The sequence below is a fragment of the Chitinophaga sp. genome (genome assembly GCF_019236475.1).
Classification (GTDB): domain Bacteria; phylum Bacteroidota; class Bacteroidia; order Chitinophagales; family Chitinophagaceae; genus Chitinophaga.
In genome coordinates, this window is sequence record NZ_JAFAIX010000009.1 from 550,697 (window position 1) to 577,525 (window position 26,829).

A 26,829-nucleotide genomic window follows, 5' to 3' on the forward strand; every position below is an offset into this window, starting at 1 on the left:
TATTTATGAATAGTAGATTTTACATAAATCTTGTATTAATTATTTCTTTTTATTGTAGGGTGGTTGCAGGTACAAAATTGGAAATTCCTGTAAATCGATTTTCTGCTTTTTCCGTTGATACATCCCTTAGTGAAGGATTAAAGGGTAGAGTTAATGGTGAAGATAATATGGGCCTCCCAGGTGTTTCAGTAATGATAAAGGGAAGTCGACAAGGTACTACTACTGACATTCAGGGAAACTTTTATTTTAAAAAAGTCAATTCCTCCTCTACCTTGATATTTAGCTATATTGGATACGAGAGAAAGGAGGTGCCTGTTTCTACAGGAAGATTATTGTTTGTCAGGTTAACCAGGGCATCTAACAAATTAGATGAAGCAGTGGTTATTGCCTATGGCACTACAACCAGGCGATTTAATACTAGTAATATTGCGACAGTAACTGCAGATGAAATCTCTAAACAGCCGGTCTCAAATCCATTAATGGCCTTACAAGGAAGGGTTCCCGGAGTTGTAATAACTCCAGCCTCCGGAGTGGCTGGCGGAGGGGTGAAAGTATCCATTCAGGGGAGTACAAGCTTGCTGACGGCAACTGCCAAGAATGATCCGCTTTACGTTATAGATGGAGTTCCTTATACATCGCAATTATTGAAGAATTATGGAGATATATTAGGCACTTCAGGTACTCAATTCACCACTGGCGAGAATGGTAATCCATTAAATTTTATAAATCCAGCAGATATTGAACGTATTGATGTCCTGAAGGATGCGGATGCAACTGCTATTTATGGCTCCAGAGCTGCTAATGGCGCTATTTTGATAACTACCAAAAAAGGGAAGAGTGGGAAAATGCAAGGGAATGTTAACTTTCAGACAGGATGGTCAATGGTGCCACATTATTTGAAAATGGTTGGGTCTTCAGATTATAATAAACTTAGGAAAGAGTCTTTTAATAATTCTGGAATAGTTCCAAGTAGTGATCTTAGTAATATTAATTATACTCCTGATTTAACTTTTTGGGATACGACAAGGTATACAAATTGGCAGAGGGAATTACTTGGAAAAAGTGCTCCTTTTACTACTGCTAATGCATCTGTATCTGGTGGAACCTTGACTACTTCCTATCTTGTCGGTTTAACTTATGGTTCCCAGGGAAGTATATTTAAGTCACCATTCACTGATAATATAGATAGGAAAGGTAGTGGACATGCTAATTTAAATATTAACTCGAACGATAATCGATTTCATTTGAGTACTTTGGTGAGCTTTATGGTTGATAAGAATAGATTACCTAGGATCGATATAACTAGTAATGTTATTGCTACGCCACCAACTGCACCGGCATTATACAATGGTGATGGCTCTTTAAACTGGATGACTAACTCTTTAGGAAAAACCACGTTTATGAATCCGCTTGCTGGATTATATAGTTCCTATGTTTCTAATACCTCTAATTTGTTGACAAATTTGCAGATGTCCTACGAGGTTTTTAAGGGAATGTCTGTAAAATTGGTTTCAGGTTACAATTTTATGAACGCAAATGATTATACATTTGCCTCTCTAAATAGTGTTGCGCCTGATTCACGGCCAAATGTGCTGCGATCAGCAAGTACTTCAAATAATAGAATTAGTAATTGGAGTCTCGAACCGCAGATAAATTATTCTTCAATAGTTTGGAGAGGAAAGTTGGATGCGATTATTGGAACGAGCATTCAACAAGAAAACAGAAATGGCCTAGCATTGATTGGAACGGGGTTTGGATCAGACGTAACTCAGACAGATATTAGGCAAGCTGCTAAGGTTAATGTTGATTTTAATACAATTTCAACTTATAAGTATAATGCATTATTCGGTCGGATTAACTATATATTAGATGAGAAGTATGTATTGAATCTTACTGCCAGGAGAGATGGTAGCTCTAGGTTTGGGGATCAGAACAGATTTCATAATTTTTGGTCAATAGGAGGAGCGTGGATACTATCTTCAGAAAACTGGTTTAAGGAAAATATAAACTTCTTTCAATACACCAAACTTCGGTTAAGCTATGGTACCACTGGAAATGATCAAATAGGCGATTATCGTTATTTAAGTACTTATAACCCCATTTCTTATACTTCTCCCTATCAAGGTATTACTTCATTAAACGTCTCTGGAATACCCAATCCTTATTTGCAGTGGGAAGAAACCCGAAAGCTTACTGCAGGTTTGGAATTCTCCATTGTGAATAGTCGAATTTCAGCAAATGTCAACTATACACGGAATCGGTCTTCTAATCAGCTTATTAATTATGCACTTCCTTCTACAACTGGATCTGGATTTGTTCTTAGAAACTTTCCAGGGTTGGTTGAAAATTCAAGTTGGGAAGCAATGTTGAGTTCAATAAACTGTTCAACATCTAATTTTAAGTGGACAACTGCTGTAAATCTAACATTCCCTCGGAATAGGCTTGTTCGGTTTGATAATATAGCAAACTCTACTTATGCAAATACATATGTTGTCGGAGAACCAATTACAGGAACTAAAGTTTATAAGTTTGCAAGAGTAAATCCAGAAACTGGGCTCTATGAACAGTACGATAAAAACGGTAATATAGCTACAAATTTATCAGTGACAGATAGGACACAGTTTATTAACTTGGCTCCTACCTTTTTTGGTGGCTTGCAGAATACCTTTACTTATAAAGGATTATCATTAGACATTTTCTTTCAATACACCAGACAAGTAAGTGAGAATGATCTGAAAATTGGATACGGTATACCAGTTTCAGGGCCCACCAATCAACCCGTAGATTTATTACAGCGATGGCAGACAAAAGGGGATAAGGCACCAATTCAGCAATTAGGTGTATCTGGTAATATCATTATGCCATACATTAATACTTTGTTGTCTGATTATGTTTATGGAGACGGTTCATTCTTACGACTTAAGAACGTTAGCCTATCTTATATGCTTCCTACCAAAGTCACGAATAGAGTAAATATTAATAGTGCCAAGGTCTATCTTCAGGGTCAAAATATCTTTACGATTACAAAGTATAAAGGACTTGATCCGGAAATTCCCAATTCACTTGGTTTACCTAGCCTCAGAACAATTGTATTAGGTTGTCAAATTTTATTCTAATTTTTTATATCACCAATTTGATTTTTATATGAAATATGGTATTGCTTCAATAATAGTCTTGTTAGTACTTAATTCATGTACAAAATTGGTGGAGGTGGGCCCCCCAATTACAAGTATAAATATGGATAATGTGTATTCTTCAGAGGGTACCGCAATAGGAGCTGTAACTGGAATTATGGGGAGTTTGGCCTCAGAAAGTGTATCCACTCCGTCAGGAATCCGATCACTTAGTGTTACTGGATCATTGTATACTGATGAACTTAACCCATTATCAACTTCTAATGTAGGCTTAACTGCATATTTTAGAAATCAACTGAATAGTACTTTTTATGGAGGAGAGTATTGGGGAACTTTTTACGTTTATATTTACCGATGTAATGCTGCATTGATTGGTGTTTCACAGTCTAGTAACTTAAGTTCTGTTGTGAAAAAACAATTAATAGGTGAATTATTGTTTTTCAGGTCATTGATGTATTATTACTTGGTTAATCTTTATGGAGATGTTCCATTAGTATTATCTGTAGATTATACAGTCAATTCCAGAGTGTCTAGGGTGTCAAAATTAGAGGTGCTTACACATTTGGTAGGTGATTTGTCCGCTAGTAGAGATAGTTTGAGTGATGCTTTTTTGTCTGGAAATCTAACCGTAACATCATCAAGTAGATATCGGCCTTGTAAGTATGCGGCATCTGCTTTGTTGACAAAGGTGTATCTTCTTTTGAACCAATGGGGGAATGCAGAACAGGAAGCTACAACCGTAATAAATAAATCTCAATTGTTTGGTTTAGTACCACTTGGCTCCGTATTTCAGGTTAATAGTAAAGAATCTATTTTCCAACTGCAAAGTGTATTGTCAGGGAGATCTACAGAGGAAGCTTACTTTTTTGTTCCACCTTCAGTTGGAAATAATAATTATACAAATGTCACCTATTTAAGCAATTTTCTCCTAAATACATTTGAGCCCAATGATTTGCGGTTATCCACGTGGATAAAAGTGTCTTTGGCAGGAGGAAAGAAATTCTCCTATCCCTATAAGTATAAGGCGAATATGGTGGAAGCAACCCCCTCTGAAGCATTAACACTTATTCGCTTGTCGGATGTAATCTTATGTAGGTCTGAGGCCAGAGCGCAAATGGGAAAAAATGATTCTGCTATTGCAGATTTAAACAGTGTTAGGTTTAGAGCAGGGCTTAAACCAGTAGTTGGTATACTTCAACAGGCTTTAATTGATACAATCTTTCATGAACGTCGGGTGGAGTTTTTTACTGAATTTGGAAACCGACTATTCGATTTGAAACGATCAGGTAAGTTGAATAGTGTAATGAATATTGTTTGCCCGATTAAAGGAGGCACCTGGAGTAATAATTGGGCTCTTTTTCCAATACCCAGTTTGGAGATTTCTAGAAATGGACTTTTGTCACAGAATCCTGGATATTAAATTCTATTCATAATAACCATTTGAATTATTATTATGCTTATCGTAATCAAAGAACGAATATTTATTGTATTACTTAGTACATTCTTTTTAACTGTTGTATTTTATTCATCCGTTCTTGCTCAATCTTCTAATTCAGACTTAAAACTGAAAAGTTTGAGCATGAAATCCAAGTGGGGTAAGAAAGTGGCTGACAGCACAGCTTGTAATACTTATCCTAGACCTGGGTTAGTTCGGAGTAAATGGCAAAATCTGAATGGCAGTTGGGATTATTGTATTTCGGATACTAGTACAAATTATTTTAAATACTCAATGGGAAAGATTTTAGTTCCATTTCCTATTGAGTCAGAATTATCAACTGTAAAAAGGACCCTGTCACCAAATGATATATTATGGTATAGAAGATATTTCAAAAAACCTGTACTAAGTAGGAAATCTGACAAGGTGATTCTGCATTTCGGAGCAGTAGATTGGGATGCTACAGTTTTCATAAATGGTAAAGAGGTTGCAAGACATAAAGGGGGGTATACCAGCTTTAGTGTTGATGTGACCAACCAGTTAGAAGAGAATGAAAATGAGTTGGTGGTTAAAGTGTTTGATCCTTCCGACCGGGGAATAAACCCACATGGTAAACAAGTACTAAATCCGGAAAATATTTACTATACTCCAAGTTCTGGGATTTGGCAAACAGTATGGCTTGAAGAGGTCGCGGCACAATATATTTCAGATCTGAAAGTGACTCCTGATATTGATGGGAACCGTGTGCGTATTAAGACTTTAGTCAATAATAAAGATAAGAATCAGGTGGTTAAAGTGGAAGTATTGAAGGGGGGAATAGTTGTCGCACAAGGTGAAGGTAATGCGGAGGGATTAATTGATATAAAGATTGATAAACCCCATCTATGGTGTCCCGAAGATCCATTTTTATATAAAACAAAGGTGAAATTGATTGATAGAGGAAAAGTAATAGATGAAGTAACGAGCTATTTTGGTATGAGGAAAATTTCCGTTGGAAAGCTTCCTGACGGGTCATCACGGATTTTTCTCAACAATAAATATTATTTTAATTTGGGTGTACTGGATCAAGGTTTCTGGCCAGATGGTTTATTGACACCTCCTAATGCCCAAGCTATGATATTTGATATTAAGGCTATTAAGACCCTCGGGTTTAATACTATCAGGAAGCATATCAAAGTTGAACCGGAACAATGGTATTATTATGCAGACAGTATTGGGGTATTAGTATGGCAGGATTTTGTTAATCCGCCTCCGACTTTACCCCCGGGGTCAAGGCCAGAGTTTGAAAAAGAATTAAAAGAAACGTTGGCCCAGTTGTATAACCATCCTTCTATCGTAACCTGGGTTTTATTTAACGAACGTTGGGGGGCTTATGATCAAGAGCGACTTACAAAATGGGTAAAAGAGCTGGATCCAACAAGGTTGGTGAATGGTCACACGGGAGAACTTTTATACGTGAGGAATAAGTTAAGATTGCCATCCAAAGATCCATGGGTGGCCAGTGATATGGCTGATATTCATACTTACCCATTTCCTATGGGGGTACCACAGGATGGGGGGAAGATTAAAGTTATCGGAGAGTTTGGTGGAATCAACGTTTCTGTTCCCTATCATGAGTGGAATGATCTGAAGACTTGGGGATATGCCAGTAAGAAACCAAGAGAGCTTCCGTTGATATACGATTCTATGATGACAGTTTTGAAAAAATTAGAAGGAGAAGGCATAAGTGCATCAATTTATACCCAACCTTTTGATGTGGAGACGGAGGAAAATGGGGTCATTACTTATGATAGAGAAATTGTAAAGATAGATCCCAAATTAATTCGAAAGTCAAATGCAAAGCTCTGGAAATTTGCAGATAATGATAAAGTGAATCCAATTTTTAACATTGGGCCTTTAATGGATTTGGATGATACTGATGACAAGTATTCTGATTATTTAAATGATTTTAATAATGGTAAAAGGGATTCTGCATTTGTAAGAAGGCTCGTTCTAATGGCAATGAGAGAAAAGGATACTCCAAATGTGGAGCTAGTCTCAGGTTATTTCATTAAATCTATATCTGACCCGTTCTCCTATTCAAATTTAAAATTTATTCAAAATTGTACTATCAATTCAAAAAGTTCCGGATTTATTTTTCTGACACAGAATAAGGCACATGTTGAACAAGTCCTTGATTCTGGCTCTATAACGGAAGTATTGAAGTCTGTAATAAGAGGTGAATACATTACCCCATATGTCTCAATACCTTCATCCAAGGTGGATTGGCAAAAAATCACAAGGGAGGTGCAACAAAAGTATGGTGATGAATATAGTGAATATGTTTGGGGGACTGTAATGGTGTACAATCTCGATCATAAAAACTGGAAGGACTTTGCTCAAGGATATGTGAATTACTATAAAACTGCAAAAACACATAGTGTATATCATATAAATAATATTACCTGGAGTGTATTTGAACAGGTTAGTGATGCGGCAGTGCTTAAATTTGCTGCGGAAGTGATGAAGTATAATATCGAAAATAAGGACAGTTCCAGTGATTCAATAGATACGTATGCAAATCTGTTGTATAAATCCGGGAACAAAGAAGAAGCAATAAAATGGGAACGTAAAGCGGTAGAAGGGAGCAATGGGAATAAAGAAATATCTGAAAATCTCCGCAAAATGGAGTCCGGCCTCCCTACCTGGCCTACTCCAGACTCTACAAAGAACTAAACTTATGTGTATATCGGTCATGAATAATGGTTGCCATTCTACAGCAGTACAAGGTTTAGAGTGGTCAGCCATACCTGAACGGGTTGGGATTCTTCCTGATCCAAATTTTAAAGTAACACTAGATTTATTATAACAATTAGTGATAGTAGGCGCCGGGATTCCTCTCGGGGCTGAATTTTTGAAGCGGTGAAAATGTGTGGTTGTATTGGTCTTTGAAATATGGAATTGGTATAGTTAGGTATCCTGATGTGATAATGGTATTATCAATGTGATAATCGCGTTATCATGATACTGGGAATGTCGATCTGATAAGGGTTTTATCGGATGAAATTATTTTTCGGTGATAGTCCTTGATGGTATTGCGTTTTGAATGATTTGTGAAAAAAAGAAGAAATTTATTTTGTGTGTTTTGATCTTTGTATGTGAATCTTTGATTAATTTTGATGCATGGTGCAGAATTAATTTGAATTTATACATCTAGATCGTATTATGATGAGGAGCCGGATTTCTTTCCGGTTCCATTTTTTTAAGCAATGTGAAGCAATGGGATGGTGAGGGGTACAGATTAAATTTCATGTGAGAAAGAGAAGTGTTGGAGCATACACTTAGATATGCTGGTCGTTGTGAATAATCTGTAACATTACTACAAAAATTTTTCCTTAGTCTCGTGATGAGCGAGACACGCATTACTGAATCTCTACGGGACGGGGATTCTTCCTCGTCCTTTTTTTTCAGAGTTGTGCTGTAGGTATCGTATAGGTTCAGTTGCGGAAATACGATATTGCATATTCCCAAAGAGGTGCGTCAAGATAGCCTCTACAGAAGTACTTTAGATATGGATTATAAGTATTTTTGACTTGATCACCGGTGCCGGGACTCCTCCCGGGACATTACTACGAAATTGTTTTTAGCCAAATAATCTAAATTATATCATTTCCATACTTAAAATTATACTTTATGAAGAAGGTAATTTTGTGTGAGCGTAAGCTTATAGATATGTTCCTGGAATGTGAAGCGGGTCGTCCGGCGAGTGAGTTGTTGGCTATCCTAGGAATTGATGGGGAACTAATAGCACGGATTAAGAATAATCCGAAAGGCAACGAAGATCAACAGATAAAAGCTTTTCGAGAATGGGTAGAACGAGTATATCATTCGGAAGAGTTGTACGATGAGGCAAATATGGAGTTCAATATCAATGAGAATATACTCTGGATAATGATGCCTCCATTCGATGATCGAGTTAACTAGTAAGGTAGTAGGTATTATAAAAATAAATATTTCAAAAAAGTGGGCTTTGACCTAGTACCTTTTTAAAGCGTCAACAGTCTATCATAATATACGAGGTTCATTGACATATTGGAAACAGTCGATAGTTATACAGGAAGCGTGATGGCTAACGGAAACGGCTATATGTAAAGCTACCCAGTTAGTAAACAATGCTACCTGTAGATTGATTGTCTCAATGGTAATTTTGAGCAGTAGATGGTAAGTTGAGCAGAACCAATTCCATCGCATATCTCCTTATTGTATGACAATAAGTGCCACCATAGGTGCCTTAACAAGGTATCAGCCATTTGAGGACACAACTATGATCTTGAGTCACTGTGCGGAATATGCTATAGTTATAGCATAACAATGCGCAAACTTTCTTCATAGTTGAATATACAGGAGATGTCTATCTTCTGTCCATCTTGTGAAAATTAAACTATCATAGAAGTTCAAACAGTTAACTATTGTTTGGTTGATTGGCTGAATGCATTAAATTATTTAAAGCAGTCAGTACAGGGCCCCGAAAGGGGCCTCCCTTTCTAGGGATACCTTGCATAGTAGCGCTAATTTATGCTTGTTGTTATCTAAATTTATGCTGTCGCATTCACTTGCGCATTACTGGCAGATTTTAAGTTTTAATGGGTTCACACTTTTTCTTCGGATTCGGGGTTATGGACATTTCTATTCTTCCGTTACTTCCTTCAGTAAGATGTAAACCGGTGAGGTTGTCAGATTAGCCCCGAGGAAGAAGATCCCAAGCCAGCATAAAATCATGCAAGCCGGTTAAGGCCTCCATAGTTGAGGGATAGGAGGTCGATTAACTATTCAATTCAAAGACAGGTTTCTACGGAAACCTGTTCTTTTTGAAAATCTATACATTGCAACATCTGATTTTTTCTGCATAATAGATTCCGTCTTTAAAGGGAGCTTATCACCCTAAATTTAGTTAAACGTGGGTATGTCCATCGTACCCAGGAAGGGTCAAAAGGCGGGAATTCTTTCCTGCCTGATTTTTTTGTACATTTATCAAAAGAACCCTCCGCATGGATTTTCAGCATATTGTTCCACCCGCGTATCTGCAACCCTACGTGCGCTACTTCTGGACACTCAGCAGCAGCATCCCCGCAGATACCCCGAAAACATTCAAAACAATTGCGGACGGTTCTCCAGGCCTCATCTTCCAACACTCAGATACAGGCCACTTCGAACAATTCGGTAAAAAATTAGCCACCGTTTTCTTATACGGCCAAGCCACCACCTTTACCGAAATCATCTCTCCAGCTTCCTTTCAGACCATCGGCGTTTACTTCCACCCACATGCCCTCAAAAGCGTGTTCGGACTCAACGCCCAAGATCTTACAGACGGTTGCATGGAAATCTCCGGAGCACTCCCGGAACAACTACTGAATACCACAAATACGCAGCAACAGATTGATATCCTAGCTGCCTATCTCTATAAAAATATTCTCTTACACCAGGGCCTTACAGACGCAGCACTCTATCATGCACTACAACGCATCACCACCAGTGCCGGCAACATATCCCTGAAAACAATCTTGGATGAACTCCAAATGTCGGAACGAAGCTTCGAAAGAAAATTCCTCCAACATATAGGTATGACCCCTAAGCTGTTTGCCCGAATATGTCGCTTCCAAGCGTCGTTAAACCAGCTTAGAAACAACCAGTTCACCCGACTGTCAGACATCGCCTTTGAACAGGAATACGCTGACCAATCTCATTTTATCCGCGCTTTCAAAGAATTCGCTGGTACCGCCCCTTTAAAATACCAGCGCCAATCCATCGAAATCGTGGAGAACTTCCCGGAACTCATAAAATAATTCGAAATAATGCTGCATGATCGAACAGGACTTATGCCCTGCACGAATCTTGCATCCGCGAATGCGGAAAAGAAGGGTTAACAAACATGAAACGATAAGGCGGGAATCTTCCCGCGTTGGTTATTCCGTCTGTACATGGAACAGACATTTTTATAATGCTGTTCCTGTACAGATTTTTTAAAATCTCCCCCTTGTCGGAATTATTCTATTTCCGATCTTTCCAGTACATTAATTTTGTATAAAACAATTACATGAAAACATCATCCATGATCATCCTTATTATCACTGTTTGCTTTACAGGCCTGATGGCGGGCCTATTTTACAGTTGGTCCGTTTCCGTTATACCCGGCCTAGCCAAACTCAATGATGAACAATTCCTCTCTTCCATGCAATCCATGAACAGAGCAATCCTCAACCCACTGTTCCTTATCGTTTTTACCGGCAATATCCTCCTCCTGGCTATCGCTACCTGGTTACAATTCCACCACGAAGGATACCGCTATTTTATGCTGACATCCGCACTATACATGATAGGGGTATTCGGTATCACCGCTTTCGGAAATGTTCCGCTAAACGATACACTCGATAAATTCGATATCTTACATGCTGGGAAAGAGGCAATGGCAGAAATGCGCCGTAACTTCGAAGATCCTTGGGTTAAACTACATACCATCCGTACCATCGCAGCGGTACTCGCATTCATCTGCGGCCTGATAGGCTTGTACCAGGCCGCTAATGAAAAATAATTATACTGCTACTGCAGCCGATTTGTTGTATTTGTTTCGATATTCAATAGGAGACAGACCTGTCACTTTCCGGAAAATAGTTCTGAATGCCTTGATATCTGCATAACCTACATCATACATCACTTCACTGATATTTTTCCGGCTACTCTCGAAACTTTTCTTGGCCACCTCAATCTTGACACGCTGTATATACTCGGTGACAGTATTGCTGGTGGCCTTTTTGAATCGCCGTTCCAAACTACGACGACCCAAAGCCAACATACTGGCCAACTGATCTACCGTCACGCGGTCCTGGAAGTTTTGCTCAATGAATTCTTGCGCTCTCTTCACCGGCTCATCTTCGTGGGATTTCTGTCCCTGGAACATGATGAAAGGTGATTGACTATCCTTATCGATATCAATCATGAACGTCTTCGCAATAACAATGGCAATATCCCGGTTGGTATATTTCTCTACCAGGTATAATACCAAGTTCAGATAAGAGTAAGCACCGCCACTGGTGTAGATGCCGTCTTCCTCTGTCATAATCTTCTCGTCCACTACTTCTATATTCGGATACATTTCCTGCAAATCATTCGCTGCTGCCCAATGCGTAGCGGCACGCTTTCCATCCAGCAAACCAGTGCCGGCTAGGAAAAATGCGCCAATACAGAAACTGATGATCTCTGCGCCATTGGCATATTGGTCCTTAATCCAAGGAATAAATGCTTCATTCAATCGCAATGCCTCCCGTGGATCTTGGTGCATGGCGGGAATCACAATCATATCTGTTTTCTGAACGTCCCGCATGAGCAAATCAGGCTGAATAGTAAACAAGCCATTGCGCTGCGTAGAGGCGTTGGAGATACCTACCAGGTGTACGTCAAAAATAGGGTCTTGACCCATACGTTTTAAAATGGTGTTCACCTCGGTGAGAATATGCCAAGTCCCTTCAATATTAGAGAGACTACTGGCGCCAAATGGGATCAGGATGGATACGTGTTTCATAGGCTAAAGTTAGGTAAAAAAATTGTCGGGATCAACCTCCAAAATTGTCGCATTTCCAACCCAATTGCTTGTTGCAACATCTTTACCTTTGTAGCGATTAATAGTTGCCGCATGAGAAAAGTTGTTGCACAGGCGTTTGTAACCCTGGATGGTTTTACTGCTGGCCCCAACGGTGAAACGGATTGGCAATTGCAGGGTTTCAGTGAAGAAATGGGCGAGTATATCTATGAAACCTATGAAGACACAGACCTGCTGTTGTTAGGGAAATACACCTATCTCCAGTTTGAAGCCTATTGGCAACAGCAATCCAATAACCCAGAAGCCGATCGGATGAATCATACGCCTAAGATCGTTTTCTCTACTACGCTACCGCAGGCCAATTGGATGAATACCCGTCTCGTAAAATCCAATGTGGAAGCGGAAATCCGAACATTGAAAAATACGCGCGGTAATAATATGATGATTGTAGGCAGCATCGGACTGATGCAAAGCTTAGCCCATCTAGATCTCATCGATGAATACCGCCTGCTGATTTATCCGGTACTCTTGGGCGCTGGTCGCCGATGGCTAGATAATATTAGGGAGACACGACAACTAGCATTAATTTCTTCCCGCATATTCTCCAATGGTGTGATGCTGGCCATCTATCGGCCTTCCCAACGTATATGCCTATACGAATGTCTGACCGCGGTTAGGTAAATATTTTTTAGAGAGACAACAGCTTCCCGATTTTTCTGCACCTTCGCATAACATCCAATTTTATGAAACGCCTGATTGCCGCTCTCCTCCTAATTTCCACGGGCTCCTTCGCTCAATTGCATACCTCCTTCGCCGATAGTATCCGCCAACATTATCATATTCCTGAATTAGGATATGCCGTTGTTTGCGATACAGGTGTTATGGAGACGAATATCCTCGGTACCAAAAAAGTAAATACGCAGCTACGAGCTGCACCAAGCGATCGATTTCGCATCGGCAGTAATACCAAAGCTATCACAGCGCTGCTCATCGCGCAGCAAATCCAAGCGGGCAAGCTATCTTGGAATACACCTTTCTTCGATATTTTCCCGGAACTGAAAGCACAAAGCAAATCCTGTTATTATACTATGACAGTTGCAGACCTGCTGAGTTTCCGTAATCCCCTCATGCCTTATTCTTACGGCAACGATCAGCCCCGCAAAGATCAATTTCCAGGTACACCCGCACAGCAGCGCATGCAATTTGCCGCTTGGCTGTTACAGCAGTCTCCCAATACTTCTACAGATGAACTTAAATATTCGAATGCAGGTTACGTACTGGCGGGCGCCCTCCTGGAAAAAGTCAGCGGACTTACCTACGAACAACTCCTGCAAAACCTGAATACATCCCTCCATATCCAGTTACAAACCGGCAACCCCAATGAAAAGGACACCTCACAAACCTGGGGACATAACCAAAACCTCCAGCCAGAAGCCCCTGCGGCCAACCATAAACTCAATTGGCTGATGGCGGCAGGCAATATCAATGCTAACCTGCCCGACTATACGAAATTATTATCCCTGCAATTAACGGCTTTCCAAGGCAACAGCGCATTCCTAGATAGCGCCACCATGAACTTCATCCACTTCGGTAGGCATACCTTCGCGATGGGATGGTCCTGGAATGTGAACCAACAAGGACATAAAGTTTCCCATAACACCGGCAACCCCGGCACTTTCATTTCTGAGGTAGTCATGATTCCCGCTGTCAATCGCGCCTATGTCGTGTTTACCAATTACCAACAGGATAGCGTATACGAAGGTGTGAACGCATTGATCGCCAAGCTGCAATCATATTACGGAGAATAATAATGTCCTGATTGGCAGAAATTGTATAATTTTTGTCATTGCAGACAACAGCCAGGTTTTCTACTTTTGAGGTAGAAAACGCCGCAAATCCATGACAGATAAACGCAAACTGGTTGTAATTGCTGTATTGCCTGGTAGTAGGCTCCTGACCCTCGCAGGGCCGGTGGATGTCTTTGCTTTTGCCAATAGCATGTTGCAAGATCAACACGGTAAAGGCTATACGGCGTATGATATTCGGGTGGTGAGCGCCACACCAGCGGCGGAAGTAAAGATGAATAGTCCATTGAGTGTAATGCTGCATGGCAGTATCTATGATATTCACCAACCCATAGACACACTGATAACAGTTGGGTGGGGACTGCCGGCGGGCGAACCCGTGTCTACCAAATTCTATCAATGGTTATCACAGCATGCCAGTAGCATCCGGCGAGTGGCGGCCGTTTGCGTGGGCACTTTTGTACTCGCAAGGGCAGGACTCCTCCATAACAAGCGGGCCACTACTCACTGGGAGGCCTATGATCGCCTGCGGGAACAATTTCCTGATACCATAGTGGATACCACGCCTTTCTATATCAAAGACGGAAACATCTATACCGCTGGAGGCGTCACTTCCGGCATGGACCTCGCACTCGCCATGGTGGAGGAAGACTATGGCCGCGAAGTGGCCCTCAAAGTCGCCAGGAAATTAGTGATTCACTTGAAACGTCCAGGGAATCAGAAACAGTTCGGTGGACTACTCCCTAATTATGAAGTGAACAGTCCCTTACTGCTGGAACTTCGGCCCTGGTTATTGGAACATATACACGAAGATTTGTCGGTAGAAAAACTGGCAGATAAAGTACATATGAGTGCCCGCAATTTTGCCCGGGTATTCCTAAAAGAAACAGGACTGACCCCTGCCAAATTTATAGAGAAGTTACGGGTAGAACTAGCCCGTAATTACTTAGAAAATAGTCCCCTCTCCTTGGAGGAAATCGCCCTGAAATGCGGACTAGGAGGCCTGGTATCTCTGCGCCGGGTATTCCTCCGCCACCTGGAAATATCTCCAGGTACTTACCGCGCTACATTCCGTACCTCTTTGTTACAGGAATAATTTATTCATCAGTTAAATCAAAAGATTATGAAAATTGCAATCAATGGATTCGGACGTATTGGAAGAATGACCATGAGGGCGCTCCTGCAGCAACCTGGCGCAGAAGTAGTAGCCATCAACGATCTGGCGGATGTTAATACCCTTGCGCATCTTTTTAAATTTGACTCTGCCCATGGTAAATTCAACGGTACCGTGGCCGTAGAAGACGGACACCTCGTTATAAACGATAAAAGAATCCTGTTGCTAAATGAACGGAACCCGGAAAGTCTTCCTTGGAAAGACCTGGGCGTATACGCAGTGATCGAGTCTACGGGTCGGTTTACGGCAAAAGACAAAGCGGCGGCGCACATTACAGCAGGTGCGAAGAAAGTTTTGATTACCGCGCCGGCTACTGGTGGTGTAAAAACCATAGTAGATGGTGTCAACAATCACCTGATTAGTCCGGAAGATGAAATCATATCATCCGCTTCTTGTACCACCAATTGCATAGCTCCTGTATTACATGTACTGGACAAAGCCTATGGCATTGAATCTGGCTATATGACTACTATTCATGCCTTTACCATGGACCAAATGTTACAAGATGGTCCGCATAAAGATCTGCGTCGGGCGAGGGCTGCTACACAGTCTATCATCCCTACCACCACGGGCGCTGCTAGGGCTATCGGCGATGTACTGCCCGGCCTGAAAGGCAGGCTGGATGGCTTCTCTTACAGAGTGCCCGTAATAGATGGTTCCATCGCGGAACTCACTGTCAACCTGCGCCAAACGGTAACGGCAACCACTATTAACCAGTTGCTCCAGCACCATGCTGCAACGGATTTGCAAGGCATTATGGAGTATGGTACGGAGCCGCTGGTTTCTGTTGATATTATCGGGAATACGCACTCTACTATCGTAGATAGTTTGCTCACTACCGTGATTGGTAATACCGCTAGGGTAGTGGCTTGGTATGATAATGAAGTGGGTATTTCCAACAGGTTGGCATCTATGGTGACTACCTTATAGTTTATTGCATTTATCAACATTCCCAAAGGCTGTCTCAAAACAAGAGGCAGCCTTTTCTTTGTTTGGGTAAATCAATGATTTTTTACAATTCCCCGCCTGTCAGTGCTGGTAACTTTGTGAAAAATCAATACAAATGAAAACATCACTTTACAGTGCCTGCCTGCTGATGGCGATATTACTGCTCTCCATTAAGTCCAACGCTCAAACAACCAGTAACCCTAAAAACAAGGAGGATATTATGCTTACCACTCAAAAAAATAAAGCCGTCATATCAAAACTATACGAGCTAGCGCTCAATAAAAATGATATGACCTTGCTGCCTGACTTGATATCGGAAGATTATCCAGGCATACAAGGAGAAAAAGGCGCCGCAGCCTTCGTAAAACCAGTTGTTGCACTGATGAAATCCTTTCCTGGCATTCAATGGCACATTGAAGAAATGATTGGTGAAGGCAATAAAATTGCAGTCAGATGGAAATTGCAAGGTACACAAGCCGCGCCTTTCAACGGCTTTTCAGTAATTGGCAAAACCGTCACCAATGAAGGAATGGCTATATATGAGTTTAAAGAAGGTAAAATCATTGGCTCCTATGTACTCACAGACCGCCTCGGGTTTTTACAACAGTTGGAAGTATTACCACAGGATATAACACAGTTGTCAGGTAAAAAATAAACCTGCACAACTCATTCGGAGTTGTCGGGATCAAAATCTGACATCGTAGATGTCAGATTTTGATCCCGTGTTTTTTGCGGTTTCCGCCACCGCAGGTAGCGGAAACCGCTGACCTGGTAGACTAGTACGGTTCCAACTGGCGATATGTTAATGTATCTCCCACCTAGTCAGGTTGAAACTCCCCTCGAGGGGCTCCCTCTGCCGATCTGTAAAAGTTCCGCCCACCAGGGCGGAACTTTTACAAACCCCAACTCAACACCGAAGGTGTTGAGTTAAAACCCACTAAGGTTGCACCATCAAAATATAATATATTTAAAATTTATTATTATATATTTGCATATTACATACGTACAGAAAAACCGTAGTAATACTATGAAAATACTTTCCCGATACCTGGTGGTAATCCTCGCAATATTTTGCTTTGGCTGCAGCGCAGAAATGGCAAGAGACGGTAGTTTCAACCTAAGCCCTAATCAGAACCAGAATGCCAGCGGTACGCTCAAAGGCACTAACAACGACTGTTTACCAACCGCTATTACTGGTACATTTCAAACCAATGCTGCACAAAATGGCAGTAACTACGTTGTTGCAAATGTAAACGTAACAGTTCCTGGTATGTATTCCATTAGCACAGATACCCAGAACGGGGTGAAATTCTCTGCTTCCGGCGTGTTTACTGCCACTGGTATCCAACAGGTGAAACTGATACCTAGCGGTACTTTCACCAGTGCAGCGACCACCAATTACACCCTGACTTACGGTAGCTCTTCCTGCCCACTGGCAATTACAGTAGCAGATGGAACAGGCACAGGTACTCCAGGAACAGATCCTGGCACAGGTGGTAATCCAGGTACAGGCACTGGAACTGGTAGCTGGACCATCACTATTGATGGTAAAACCTATTCTGGTGACGGCGCTACATTGTCAGATCCTCATTTTATGAACCTGGCTACTTTGCAATTTTCTAACATGAGCAATGTGGGAGTGGCATTTATCCTGAAATATGGTAGTGGCGGATTACAACCTGCTACATACACTACCAGCGATGACCAGACCTCACAGTTTTCTGTGATCAACATGGTAACGCAGAAACAGGACTACCAAACTACCAAAACCAGTATCGGTGCGTTGACTAATTTGAACATTCAGTCTATCTCCGGTGGTGTTGCTAGGATGACCATCTCAGGAAAAACCATCGACATGGCCACCAACAAGGCAGTAGCAGTGAGTGGAACTATTACCGCTTCCGTACAATAAGACGCATACATATTTTTATAGTGAACCCGGATCTACCTGATCCGGGTTTTCTTTTTTCCTGCAATCCCGTTACAACTATTTTGATTATCTTAATTGTAAATCTTCCGTTGTTATGAAAACTTTGGGTATATCTCCTAAATATGGACCCATAGGCGGCTGGCTGTTCCAGCGATTTACCTTGCTGGATAATCGCAGCAACCGGATAGCCCTGATTCTCTTTTGTGCGGTATTCTCTTTCTTTTTCATGGACATCTTTCTGCCCTTTAATATCAATACCTGGTATGAGGGGATGAACCTTTCCTTGTTTACCATCTTGGGTATTTTCACCCTCTGTGGTACCCTCGCATTGAGTACCTCCCAATTTCTGTTGTACCGCCTGAAATGGAGAAAACATATTTCCCATGGTGGCTACTTACTGTGGATCGCCATGGAAGTAATCCTGATAGGAGGGGTGGTTACTATCGTGAATGCCGGGATTAATCCGGGCATCTATCTTACGTTCTCTGAATTCTGTTCTACCCTGCCATATATCGCCTTGATCATTTCCATTCCTTATGCGCTATCCTTGCTCTGGTTCCATACCCGTAGCAAAGTGGCGGAAGTCCGCCAGTTGGAGCAGCATCTCACTACAACAGAAATAAAAGATACGACGGTTCATATTCTAGATGAACATGATAAACCGGTCCTTTCCCTACTGCCGGAAAAACTCCTCCTCGTCAAAGCAGAGGATAACTATGTCCACGTTTTCTACTTGGCTGGCAATACCATCAAAAAGGAATTGATCCGGACTTCCATGAAAAAGGTGGAATCGGAAATCGCGGCCTTTGGATTTAACCGGAGCCACCGATCGTATATCGTTAACTTATCAAGAGTGGTACTGTTCCGCAAACAGAATAAAGGACATTTCGTATACCTGGAAGGGTTAGATGATATGGAGGTGCCGGTATCTGGTTCTTACCTGGCTTTCTTCTCCGAACGATTTTCTCCTGCCTGTTAAAAATTCACCCCGCCTGCTGGCAATTTCGCCCCAAACCCGCTCTAGTAAGCACTTCGCCTGTTGCTTTTTGATTAATATCGCCTCAGTGCCAAAATCAAAAAACAACTCCCCATGTTCAAAGCTGTTCAGTGGATTACAATGATGTTGCTTTTCAGCGCTCCCCTGATGGCGCAGCAGGTTATTACCGGTACGGTCCGCAACCGCGATACCAAAGAACCGGTGCCTGTCGTCTCGGTGACGATGAAAGATGCACCCAACGGCGATTATACCAACGACCAGGGACATTTTCGCTTTTCTACCCGCAAACAATACCCCATCACACTCATTTTTACCTGTATCGGTTTTGAATCCCAGACAATGGAGCTGAAAGGTCCGGGCGCCATCCAGGTAACCCTGATTCCCGCTTCCGTACTCGGTAAGGAAGTAGTGGTCTCCGCCAGCAGGAATATCCAGAAGAAAATTGAATCGCCCGTTACGATTGAGCGCATTGGCAACCGGGATATCATCAATTCGCCCCAGCCCAGTTACTACAACATGCTACAGGGGCTAAAAGGGGTGGATATCACCACCAGTAGTCTGACCTTCACCACGGTGACCACTCGCGGATTCAATACCAGCGGTAATACCAATTTTACCCAAATCGTGGATGGCATGGATAACCAGGCTCCCGGTCTGAACTTCGCCTTGGGTGCGGCCATTGGTCTAACAGAACTGGATGTAGATAACTTGGAACTATTATCTGGCGCTTCTTCTGCGCTCTATGGCTCCCGAGGCCTCAATGGTACCATGGTGATGACGGGAAAAGATCCGTTTAAATACCAAGGCCTTAGTTTGCAAGTGACACAAGGCGTGAACCATATTCAAAAAGGAAAATCCAACGATCCTTTAGGACCTTCTCCCTATTATGACTATACCTTACGCTGGGCAAAAAAGATCAACGATCGCTTTGCCTTCAAGGTGAATCTGCAGTATATCCAGGCGAAAGATTGGGTGGCTGCAGATACCACCAATACCAATAGTCTGGGCTCCCGCTATACCGACCCGAATTATAACGGCGTGAATTTATATGGTAGCAAGACTTCGGTAGACATCAATCCCTTCCTCCAGGGCGCCCTCGCTCAGAATCCTGATCTGGCGCCATTGATAAATCCCATGTTAGATACGAGTCACTATGTGGCCAGAACAGGGTACCCAGAATATAATTACCTCAGCAGCGATGCTAAACTCTTCAAAGCCAATACGGAACTGCGTTATAAAATCAAACCAGGACTGGAAGCTATTGGTAGTGCTACTTACGCAAAGGGAAATGCGGTGTACAGCAATGATACCCGCTATGCACTGACAGGCTACTATCTTACCCAATACCGCCTAGAGCTGAAAGCGCCACATTGGTTTGTACGGGCGTATACCACGCAGGAGAATTCCGGTAAAACTGTTATTGCCAGTCCTACCGCCCAACTCATCAACGAAGCCTGGAAACCCAGCTACGATGCTAATACCGGCGATGGTTGGTATCCGCAATATACTGGTGCTTTACTCCAAGCCATGGCGGCAGGACAGAGCTACGAGTCTGCCAGTTGGGCCGCCCGTCAGTTTGCTGACCAAGGACGTCCAGATGCAGGCAGCGCGCAGTTCCTACACCTGAAAGATAGTATTGCCGGCATGCCCACATCCAAAGGCGGTACACTGTTCCTGGATAAGAGTCGCCTCTACAATGCGGAAGCGCAGTATAATTTCGGGCACCTGTTCAAATTCGCGGAAATCATTGCGGGGCTGAACTACCGCTTGTATAAACTGGATTCAAAAGGAACCCTGTTCCCGGATAATGATGGTCCCATTAATGTAGCGGAGTATAGCGCCTATGCACAGGCCACTAAAAAAGTGATACATAATAAACTGAGTTTGAGTGCGGCATTTCGTTATGATAAAAACACGCTCTTCGAAAAGCCACGGGTAACTACCCGTACCTCCGGCGTGCTGGAACTGGCCAAGGAAAGCTTCCTGCGTTTCTCTTATCAGAATGCATATAGTTTCCCTTCCAATATCCAAGCATTGCAATCCACACCGATTGACTATAACAGCTTTGCTGCAGGTGGATCTACGCGCTTGCTGAATGGGGTATATCAATTTGATAAATATCCTGCTTACACACTGGAAAGTGTAGTGAAATATCAGAAGTCGCAGAACCCGGATTCATTGGTGAAATTTCAGCCGAAAGATATTATGCCGCAATCCGTAGATGCGTTCGAGTTAGGATGGTCTTCGTTGATTGGAGGGAAGGTATTGGTAGATGTGCTGGGATATTATTCTACTTGGAAAAATTTCATCGGATATGTGAATGTGGCCAATACGCCTGGTACCACGGATGTGACTGCCTTCAAAAATCACAGTACGTATGTGCAGTATAACATCGCTTACAATGGCGCCGAAACCGTGAATACGTATGGCTATGCCGCCAGTATCAGTGTTGATCTCTCGAAAAACTTCTTGGCAAAATTCAATTTCTCTTCTGACTTCCTGAAAAATAGGAATAATAGTCAGATCAATAATTTCAATACGCCGAATCATAAATTCAACATTGATTTTGGGAATGAAGGATTTGGGAAGAAGCAACGGTATTCGTTCAATACTACTTTCCGTTATCGCCCTGCCTATTTCTACCAAATCGGTTTTGCTAGCGGCACGGTGGATGCCTCTGCTGTGCTGGATGCACAGATCAGTTATAAATTGCTGCAAGCACATTCCAAAATCAAACTGGGTGCAACGAATTTAACGAATACCTATTACCGTACAGGCTTTGGAAGTCCTGCGATTGGCGGTATGTACTATGTTTCCTTTGCTTATAATGTATTCTGATAACCCGATAAAAAACGAACATCATGTATAAATGCAGATTACTTTTCCTGGGACTGGCAGTACTATTGGTACATGCCTGTAAACAGGCGTCGGTAGACAATCACGGCTATGTCCGCGAACTGAGTTTCGGTCCTGGTGAGGAACCTAAAATCATCGAAGCAATGCTATCGATGAAAGATAGTACCATCATGGAATTGAAAGCAGGTACCTACAAATTTGATAACCTCAGTCTAGCCCAATTGAAACATATTTTCATCAAGGGTGCAGGAGCAGAGAAAACCATTCTTGATTTCTCCGCGCAGAGTCAGGGTGGAGAAGGCATGCGCGTCACCGATGTGAAAGGATTCACGATAGCAGCGCTTACCCTGCAAGACTCAAAAGGAGACCTGATAAAAATTAATAAATGTGAAGATGTAACAATATCTGATTTGCGAGCAGTTTGGTCAAAATCAGATAGCACTTCCGGCGGCTATGCTATTTATCCGGTGATGTGCAAACGTGTATTGATTGAAAACTGTTATGCACAGGGCGCTTCCGACGCTGGTATATATGTCGGACAAACAGATAGCGCGATTGTTAGGAAGTGTAAAGCATTTAAAAATGTGGCTGGTTGTGAAATTGAAAATACCAGTCATGCCCAGGTATACGACAATGAATTCTGGGGCAATACAGCGGGTTTCCTGGTATTCGATTTACCAGATCTCAGCAAACGCGGTGGCTTTGTGGACGCATACAACAACTATTTCCACGACAACAACGAAGTGAATTTTGCGAAATCTGGCAGCTTTGGTAATACTTGGGGAGTAGGCAATGCAGCCCCTGGTAGCGGGGTGATTGTGCTAGCAGCGTCTGATGTCAACATACATCATAACAAAATAGTCAACAATAACTCCACTGCCATTGCGGTAGTATCCGGATTTTTTATTGATGAGAAAGCGGGAGAGAAGATGAACGATCACTATTTCCCTATCCCGCGTAATATTCATGTGCATGATAATGAAATGCAGGTGGCAGATAGCTTTCCGCCAGCGGTATACACCCATCATATAGGGAAAGTGCTGGTGGCCATTGAGCAACAGCTCAATGCGCAAGATCCTGCAAGAGGAAAGGCAAGGCTGCCCTACATTATTTGGGATGGTATCACTACCAATATCCTGACAAAAGGAACAGGCGTAAACCCAGATTCTATTTGTGTACAGCAAAAACAAAACAACTTGTTTGTGAATGCTGACGGTCTCAATCTAGGAAAGCCAGGATGGCATCCTACTACCGATGTAACACCTTTTCAGTGTAAATAATATTGCTTTGCTTATGAGGAAAATATGTGTGGCGGCGCTTTTCATGTTAGTGTGCTATTGTTGCAGTCAATCTGTGAAAGCGCCGGCCCGTGCGCCGTTTGAGTTTAGAGACCTATTGTCCGACTATCATTTCTTTGAAGGTGCGCTAAAGCAGCTCCATCCGCGCAACGGGGTAACCGGCTACCAACTGGCAACCCCGTTGTTTACAGACTATTCCGTGAAGGATCGTTTTATCGTATTGCCGAAAGACAGCTTCCTAACCTATAATGGTAGCGGCTTGCCCATTTTCCCGGATTCGACTTTCATTGTGAAAAATTTCGCATATACGAATGTCAATCATGAGAAAATAATGATAGAAACAAGGATACTTTTCAAAGATCCTTATGACCATGGTTGGAAGGTGATGAATTACTTGTGGAATGATGCGCAAACGGATGCTAGTCGCTGGATTGCGGGGAAACGTATTTCCATCACCTTCCTGGATGACCAAGGGCAGCAGCATTCCACGATGTACCAGATGCCGAATACGAATGACTGCAAACGTTGTCATATCAATAACAGTGTGCTGACGCCAATTGGTCCTAAAATCAGGAATCTGAATTGGACGCCGCCAGGAACGGCCGGAAATCAGCTACAGCGTTGGGCTTCCGCGGGCATGCTGCATCAATTACCAGCAATAGCTAGTGTACATCAATTACCCGTATGGACGGATAGTCTGCATTTCAGTGTAGGCGAGCGGGCACGTGCTTACCTGGATGTGAATTGTGCGCACTGTCATATCAAAGGGGGAGATGCTTATAACACAGGACTTTTCCTGGATTATGAAAGCACTGCTAGTGTACCAGGCGTGTATAAATCGCCTGTATCAGCAGGTGGAGGAGCAGGAGGATTGGATTATGATATTGTTCCGGGAGACGCGGGTTCAAGTATCCTCGCTTATCGCATGAATAGCGTGGAACCGGGTGTCGCGATGCCAGAATTAGCCAGAACAGTGATTCATAAAGAAGGCGTAGCCTTGATTTCCAAATGGATCAACGAAATGCCGAAAGAAAATAAAAAGAGTAGATAACCTATGCCACTGCTTTAATTTTCCTCGCAGGATCAGAACAAAACAAAATCAATTAATCCCAAAACGTCGTCCCGGCCGGGCCGGTACGATAAAAAGGAAAAGGAGAGGGTACCGTTTAAACCACAGGTATCGACCGGTCCCTCCCCTTTAAAAACGGAACAAAACGAAAATCAGTTCATCCCAAAACGTAGTTCCCGGCCGGGCCGGTACGATAAAAAGGAAAAGGAGAGGGTACTGTTTAAACCACAGGTATCGACCGGTCCCTCCCCTTTAAAAACGGAACAAAACGAAAATCAGTTCATCCCAAAACGTCGTCCCGGCTGGGCCGGTACGATAAAAAGGAAAAGGAGAGGGTACCGTTTAAACCACAGGTTTCGATCGGACCTTTCACTTTAAAATAAAAATATTATCAAGGATTAACCTGCACCTCTACTTTCTTCTGCGTAAAATTATCATCATTAACATCCTCCTCCCATCGGTAGATCTTCCCATTTTCCTTGAAAACCCTCGCCTGCATGGCGGAATCAGACATCGGTTCGCATCCGGTAGGCACTAATAAGGCAGGGAACAATTGTTTCCATTCATTATTAGCGGTGAGCGTCCAGGTCGTACAACTGAAGGTGCACCCGTGGAGTGGTTCATTGAATACGGTGATATCGTCTTTGCCATCGCCATTTAGATCGCCCTCATTGACGATATAGATAGCGCCCCAGAAAGGCGGTAATGCGGGGATGCCAGAATGGGCGTCGAAGTTTACGCCATATTTATCCTGTGCATCTTCAGGGGCTTCGGTATTACTGGCAGGTGTAATAATAGAGATAATGGCGGTATCTTCCTGGGCTTTCCCGGAGAAATGGCCGGTAATCGTATCATGTGGGGAAGATTCGGTATCGGGAGATTCGATTGTCTCTTTAAATACGAGCGAGTCAGGCTTCTGTATCAGGCTGTCGGCCGCCTTGTCGGCAGGCGTGGGCGCAGAATGGCAGGCACTCATCAATAAAGCGGCAATCGGTAAAAACTTTTTCATAGCGGGCTAAAATAATTAATGTATTCGGCTTCACAAAAAATCCATTTCTGCACTGTTGGAGGGGCGGCCGGGTCTTTCCCTGAAATAACCTACCTTTGCGGCAAATGCATAAAGATCATATTCCGGCAATACTTGCCAACCTGAAGATAGACGCACTGAATGATATGCAACTGGCATCCCTGGAAGCCAACAAGCACCATCACGATGTCATATTATTATCCGCTACCGGTTCCGGGAAAACATTGGCTTTCCTGTTGCCTGTATTGGAGCGACTGCATGTTACCAAAAAAACGACCCAGGCCCTGATTGTAGTGCCTTCCCGTGAGCTGGCCATGCAAATAGAAAAAGTATTCCGCCAAATGGGTACGGGATACAAAATTACAGCCTGCTATGGCGGTCACCTGCGCGAAACAGAAGAAAATAACCTGATTGAAGCCCCTACCGTGATTGTAGGTACTCCTGGAAGACTCGGAGACCACATCCGTAGAGGAAATATCAAGGTAGATACCATCGAAACCCTCGTCCTGGACGAATTTGATAAAACCTTGGAACTGGGATTCCAGGAGGAAGTTTCCTTCATTGTGGAATCATTACCGAATGTGAAGCGTCGCCAGTTGACTTCTGCGACCGAAGCAGTGGAAATTCCTGATTTTATCCAAATGGAGAAACCAGAAAAACTGAACTTCCTGCCAGAAGACGGCGCTCCTACGGAACGACTGACGTTCAAGCAGGTGTTGTCTCCCGAAAACGATAAAGTAGACACCTTATTCCGCCTTATCTGTCATCTTGGTAACCGCTCTACCATTGTATTCTGTAATCACAGGGAAGCGGTAGAACGCACCAGCACCATGCTCACGGAAAAAGGTATCCTGAATACTTTTTACCATGGCGCCATGGAACAGCGGGATCGCGATAGCGCCCTGTGCAAGTTCCGCAATGGAACCGTAAATGTGCTCGTTACCACAGACCTGGCCGCACGTGGACTGGATATTCCACATATCCGTTACATCGTTCATTTCCATCTCCCTCATACAGAAGATAGCTTCGTTCACCGTAACGGACGTACTGCGCGCATGGAAGCCAGTGGTACTGCCATCGTTATCTTGGCGCCAGATGAAAAACTGATGCCTTACGTACCTGCGGATATCGAAACCATCAACCTGCCAGAAAAAGCTGTACTCCCAGAAAAACCAAAATGGGTAACGCTATTCATTGCCGCTGGTAAAAAAGATAAAGTGAATAAAATCGATATCGTAGGCTTCCTGGGCAACAAAGGAAAACTGAAAAAAGAAGATATCGGACTGATTGAAGTGAAAGACTTCTTCGCATTCGTAGCCGTAGTACGCTCTAAAGTAGGGCATACACTGGAAATGATCAAGCAAGAGAAGATCAAAGGGAAGAAAGTGAAAATCGATATCGCGAGATAATAAATTACCTGCACGGGTAAACGAAAAGAGGGTGTCTCAAAAGGCACCCTCTTCTTTTTTATGGTTGGTCAAACCGATCAGGGGTGTTTTTCGTTTTTAATAATATGCCTAAAGGAAAAACACTATCTGTAATTTTTAAAGCTAACCTGCAACACCAGGCGATGCTTTTTCCGC

19 protein-coding genes are annotated in these 26,829 nt (G+C 42.7%); 17 read left to right on the forward strand and 2 right to left on the reverse strand.

Annotation, left to right across the window (positions count from 1 at the left end; all coding sequences use genetic code 11):
• Positions 1-5: 5 nt before the first annotated feature.
• The 6 genes from JO154_RS13520 to JO154_RS13545 all read left to right on the forward strand — a co-directional run bounded on the left by JO154_RS13520 (position 6) and on the right by JO154_RS13545 (position 11,137).
• A complete protein-coding gene (locus tag JO154_RS13520) occupies positions 6-3,116 on the forward strand; it encodes a SusC/RagA family TonB-linked outer membrane protein (RefSeq protein WP_291946295.1) in 3,111 nt (1,036 codons plus the stop codon).
• A 28-nt stretch (positions 3,117-3,144) separates the two neighbouring features.
• Positions 3,145-4,554 carry a RagB/SusD family nutrient uptake outer membrane protein gene (locus JO154_RS13525; RefSeq protein ID WP_291946297.1) on the forward strand — a complete coding sequence of 470 codons (1,410 nt, stop codon included), beginning with the start codon at positions 3,145-3,147 and terminating at the stop codon, positions 4,552-4,554.
• 33 nt (positions 4,555-4,587) lie between these two features.
• Complete coding sequence (locus JO154_RS13530) at positions 4,588-7,284, forward strand: glycoside hydrolase family 2 protein (RefSeq protein ID WP_291946299.1); 2,697 nt, start codon at positions 4,588-4,590, stop codon at positions 7,282-7,284.
• 957 nt (positions 7,285-8,241) lie between these two features.
• Positions 8,242-8,532 carry a hypothetical protein gene (locus JO154_RS13535; RefSeq protein ID WP_291946301.1) on the forward strand — a complete coding sequence of 97 codons (291 nt, stop codon included), beginning with the start codon at positions 8,242-8,244 and terminating at the stop codon, positions 8,530-8,532.
• Between the two features lie 1,064 nt (positions 8,533-9,596).
• On the forward strand, positions 9,597-10,391 hold the full coding sequence (locus JO154_RS13540; RefSeq protein ID WP_291946303.1) for a helix-turn-helix domain-containing protein: 795 nt from the start codon (positions 9,597-9,599) through the stop codon (positions 10,389-10,391).
• 251 nt (positions 10,392-10,642) lie between these two features.
• Positions 10,643-11,137 carry an anthrone oxygenase family protein gene (locus JO154_RS13545; protein WP_291946305.1) on the forward strand — a complete coding sequence of 165 codons (495 nt, stop codon included), beginning with the start codon at positions 10,643-10,645 and terminating at the stop codon, positions 11,135-11,137.
• On the opposite strand, the gene JO154_RS13550 is transcribed toward JO154_RS13545, so the two are convergent.
• Positions 11,138-12,124, reverse strand: a complete 987-nt coding sequence (locus JO154_RS13550; RefSeq protein WP_291946307.1) for a helix-turn-helix domain-containing protein — start codon at positions 12,122-12,124, stop codon at positions 11,138-11,140.
• A 111-nt stretch (positions 12,125-12,235) separates the two neighbouring features.
• On the opposite strand from JO154_RS13550, the gene JO154_RS13555 reads away from it, so the two are divergent.
• The 10 genes from JO154_RS13555 to JO154_RS13600 all read left to right on the forward strand — a co-directional run bounded on the left by JO154_RS13555 (position 12,236) and on the right by JO154_RS13600 (position 24,201).
• Positions 12,236-12,823 carry a dihydrofolate reductase family protein gene (locus tag JO154_RS13555; RefSeq protein WP_291946309.1) on the forward strand — a complete coding sequence of 196 codons (588 nt, stop codon included), beginning with the start codon at positions 12,236-12,238 and terminating at the stop codon, positions 12,821-12,823.
• A 62-nt stretch (positions 12,824-12,885) separates the two neighbouring features.
• Entirely contained in the window at positions 12,886-13,950 is a 1,065-nt protein-coding gene (locus JO154_RS13560) for a serine hydrolase (protein ID WP_291946311.1), read from the forward strand.
• A gap of 91 nt (positions 13,951-14,041) precedes the next feature.
• Positions 14,042-15,043 carry a GlxA family transcriptional regulator gene (locus JO154_RS13565; protein WP_291946313.1) on the forward strand — a complete coding sequence of 334 codons (1,002 nt, stop codon included), beginning with the start codon at positions 14,042-14,044 and terminating at the stop codon, positions 15,041-15,043.
• 27 nt (positions 15,044-15,070) lie between these two features.
• A complete protein-coding gene (gene gap, locus JO154_RS13570) occupies positions 15,071-16,051 on the forward strand; it encodes a type I glyceraldehyde-3-phosphate dehydrogenase (RefSeq protein ID WP_291946315.1) in 981 nt (326 codons plus the stop codon).
• Between the two features lie 133 nt (positions 16,052-16,184).
• Positions 16,185-16,724 (forward strand): ester cyclase, encoded by a 540-nt coding sequence (locus JO154_RS13575; protein ID WP_291946317.1) that lies wholly within the window; start codon positions 16,185-16,187, stop codon positions 16,722-16,724.
• 372 nt (positions 16,725-17,096) lie between these two features.
• A complete protein-coding gene (locus tag JO154_RS13580; protein WP_291946319.1) occupies positions 17,097-17,981 on the forward strand; it encodes a hypothetical protein in 885 nt (294 codons plus the stop codon).
• Positions 17,982-18,093: 112 nt separating this feature from the next.
• A complete protein-coding gene (locus JO154_RS13585) occupies positions 18,094-18,978 on the forward strand; it encodes a LytTR family DNA-binding domain-containing protein (protein WP_291946321.1) in 885 nt (294 codons plus the stop codon).
• Positions 18,979-19,089: 111 nt separating this feature from the next.
• A complete protein-coding gene (locus tag JO154_RS13590; RefSeq protein WP_291946323.1) occupies positions 19,090-21,834 on the forward strand; it encodes a carboxypeptidase-like regulatory domain-containing protein in 2,745 nt (914 codons plus the stop codon).
• A 23-nt stretch (positions 21,835-21,857) separates the two neighbouring features.
• Complete coding sequence (locus JO154_RS13595; RefSeq protein ID WP_291946325.1) at positions 21,858-23,132, forward strand: parallel beta-helix domain-containing protein; 1,275 nt, start codon at positions 21,858-21,860, stop codon at positions 23,130-23,132.
• A 13-nt stretch (positions 23,133-23,145) separates the two neighbouring features.
• Positions 23,146-24,201 (forward strand): SO2930 family diheme c-type cytochrome, encoded by a 1,056-nt coding sequence (locus tag JO154_RS13600; protein WP_291946327.1) that lies wholly within the window; start codon positions 23,146-23,148, stop codon positions 24,199-24,201.
• Between the two features lie 409 nt (positions 24,202-24,610).
• Here JO154_RS13600 and JO154_RS13605 read toward each other — a convergent pair whose 3' ends face one another.
• Positions 24,611-25,228, reverse strand: a complete 618-nt coding sequence (locus JO154_RS13605) for a hypothetical protein (RefSeq protein ID WP_291946329.1) — start codon at positions 25,226-25,228, stop codon at positions 24,611-24,613.
• Positions 25,229-25,332: 104 nt separating this feature from the next.
• On the opposite strand from JO154_RS13605, the gene JO154_RS13610 reads away from it, so the two are divergent.
• Positions 25,333-26,655, forward strand: coding sequence for a DEAD/DEAH box helicase (locus JO154_RS13610; protein WP_291946331.1), 1,323 nt, complete (start codon positions 25,333-25,335; stop codon positions 26,653-26,655).
• Positions 26,656-26,829: the final 174 nt, after the last annotated feature.

What these genes read in the sequence shown, in the direction of transcription:
- JO154_RS13545 (WP_291946305.1), top strand. Translation starts at nt 10,643, where the DNA reads ATGAAAACATCATCCATGATCATCCTTATTATCACTGTTTGCTTTACA.
- JO154_RS13605 (WP_291946329.1), bottom strand. Translation starts at nt 25,228, where the DNA reads ATGAAAAAGTTTTTACCGATTGCCGCTTTATTGATGAGTGCCTGCCAT.
- JO154_RS13600 (WP_291946327.1), top strand. Translation starts at nt 23,146, where the DNA reads ATGAGGAAAATATGTGTGGCGGCGCTTTTCATGTTAGTGTGCTATTGT.
- JO154_RS13580 (WP_291946319.1), top strand. Translation starts at nt 17,097, where the DNA reads ATGAAAATACTTTCCCGATACCTGGTGGTAATCCTCGCAATATTTTGC.
- JO154_RS13595 (WP_291946325.1), top strand. Translation starts at nt 21,858, where the DNA reads ATGTATAAATGCAGATTACTTTTCCTGGGACTGGCAGTACTATTGGTA.
- JO154_RS13520 (WP_291946295.1), top strand. Translation starts at nt 6, where the DNA reads ATGAATAGTAGATTTTACATAAATCTTGTATTAATTATTTCTTTTTAT.
- JO154_RS13585 (WP_291946321.1), top strand. Translation starts at nt 18,094, where the DNA reads ATGAAAACTTTGGGTATATCTCCTAAATATGGACCCATAGGCGGCTGG.
- JO154_RS13565 (WP_291946313.1), top strand. Translation starts at nt 14,042, where the DNA reads ATGACAGATAAACGCAAACTGGTTGTAATTGCTGTATTGCCTGGTAGT.
- gap (WP_291946315.1), top strand. Translation starts at nt 15,071, where the DNA reads ATGAAAATTGCAATCAATGGATTCGGACGTATTGGAAGAATGACCATG.
- JO154_RS13525 (WP_291946297.1), top strand. Translation starts at nt 3,145, where the DNA reads ATGAAATATGGTATTGCTTCAATAATAGTCTTGTTAGTACTTAATTCA.
- JO154_RS13530 (WP_291946299.1), top strand. Translation starts at nt 4,588, where the DNA reads ATGCTTATCGTAATCAAAGAACGAATATTTATTGTATTACTTAGTACA.
- JO154_RS13575 (WP_291946317.1), top strand. Translation starts at nt 16,185, where the DNA reads ATGAAAACATCACTTTACAGTGCCTGCCTGCTGATGGCGATATTACTG.
- JO154_RS13550 (WP_291946307.1), bottom strand. Translation starts at nt 12,124, where the DNA reads ATGAAACACGTATCCATCCTGATCCCATTTGGCGCCAGTAGTCTCTCT.
- JO154_RS13535 (WP_291946301.1), top strand. Translation starts at nt 8,242, where the DNA reads ATGAAGAAGGTAATTTTGTGTGAGCGTAAGCTTATAGATATGTTCCTG.
- JO154_RS13560 (WP_291946311.1), top strand. Translation starts at nt 12,886, where the DNA reads ATGAAACGCCTGATTGCCGCTCTCCTCCTAATTTCCACGGGCTCCTTC.
- JO154_RS13610 (WP_291946331.1), top strand. Translation starts at nt 25,333, where the DNA reads ATGCATAAAGATCATATTCCGGCAATACTTGCCAACCTGAAGATAGAC.
- JO154_RS13555 (WP_291946309.1), top strand. Translation starts at nt 12,236, where the DNA reads ATGAGAAAAGTTGTTGCACAGGCGTTTGTAACCCTGGATGGTTTTACT.
- JO154_RS13590 (WP_291946323.1), top strand. Translation starts at nt 19,090, where the DNA reads ATGTTCAAAGCTGTTCAGTGGATTACAATGATGTTGCTTTTCAGCGCT.
- JO154_RS13540 (WP_291946303.1), top strand. Translation starts at nt 9,597, where the DNA reads ATGGATTTTCAGCATATTGTTCCACCCGCGTATCTGCAACCCTACGTG.